Consider the following 1,241-nt stretch of genomic DNA (forward strand, 5'->3'; position numbering starts at 1 on the left):
AGCGGAAAAATAACTTTTATAGCTCCAGCCTCTAACGGAGCATTAAAATTCCCGGTGGAGATCACTGTAGACAATTCTCAAAGGACCAGAAGAGCCGGAATGTATGCAACTGCTGTGTTCAATGAATCGGGAATGGATAATGTTCTTACTATTCCCCGAGAAGCTTTTGTGGGCAGTGTAAGTGATAATCGAGTGTTCGTTTTAGAAAACGGAATAGCGAAGTTAAAACAGATTCAAACAGGGATTAACTACGGAAATAAAGTAGAAGTAACTGCCGGGCTAAATGAGGGTGATATAGTCGTGACTAGTGGACAGATTAACCTTACCGACAATACCCCGGTAAAAATCCTAAAGTAAGAAAAAATGAAATTAGCAGAAATATCAATAAAGAGGCCCAGCGTGGTGATCGTAATGCTTGCATTACTGATCATTGGCGGACTTTTCAGCTATAGTCAGCTCAATTATGAGTTGATCCCAAAAATGGAAATTAAGGTAGTGACCATAATGACTATTTATCCCGGGGCATCACCTGCCGAGGTAGAGAACACCGTCTCCCGTAAGGTGGAGGATGCCGTTTCTTCCCTGGAAAATATCAAGAAGATCCAGACCAAATCTTTCGAGAGCTTATCTGTAGTGACTATTGAGTTCACCAGTGACGCAGATGTTGATTTCCTGTTGAACGAAGCCCAGCGTAAGATCAACTCAATACGATCTGATCTTCCCGAAGATATCGAAGAGCCGTCGCTCTCCCAGTTCTCCCTTTCAGATTTACCTGTGGTAAGTTTAGGGGTGACTGCCAATCTTTCAGAAAATGAACTTTACGACCTTATCGATCAAAAGATTCAGCCTGAGTTCTCGCGACTTTCGGGAGTAGCCCAGGTAAACCTGGTAGGTGGACAGGAACGGGAGATAAGGGTAAACCTTTACCCCAATAAATTGGAAGGCTCCGGGCTAACGGTGCCGATGGTACAACAGATCATTAGTGCTTCTAATCTCGACTTTCCAACAGGAAACCTTACTACAAGAGAAAATACAACGCTTATTCGACTTTCCGGAAAGCTCCAGTCGGTTGATGAGCTAAGGAACCTGGTGATCGCTTCCCAAAACGGGCAAAACATTCGTTTAACCGATGTTGCTGAAGTTCAGGATACCCAAAAGGAGACCGAAAAGATTGCAAGAATTGACCGTCAAAGCACCATTTTACTACAGGTTCAAAAACAAACCGATGCCAATGCGGTAAC

At 43.5% G+C, this 1,241-nt stretch carries 2 protein-coding genes; both read left to right on the top strand.

Annotated elements, in window-relative coordinates; translation table 11 throughout:
- Positions 1 to 357, top strand: a 357-nt coding sequence (locus HC175_RS15115) for an efflux RND transporter periplasmic adaptor subunit (RefSeq protein WP_369074333.1), incomplete at its 5' end; no start/stop codon positions are given.
- A 6-nt stretch (positions 358 to 363) separates the two neighbouring features.
- Positions 364 to 1,241, top strand: an 878-nt coding sequence (locus HC175_RS15120) for an efflux RND transporter permease subunit (RefSeq protein WP_168139319.1), incomplete at its 3' end; no start/stop codon positions are given.

The sequence above is a fragment of the Salinimicrobium oceani genome (assembly GCF_012037645.1).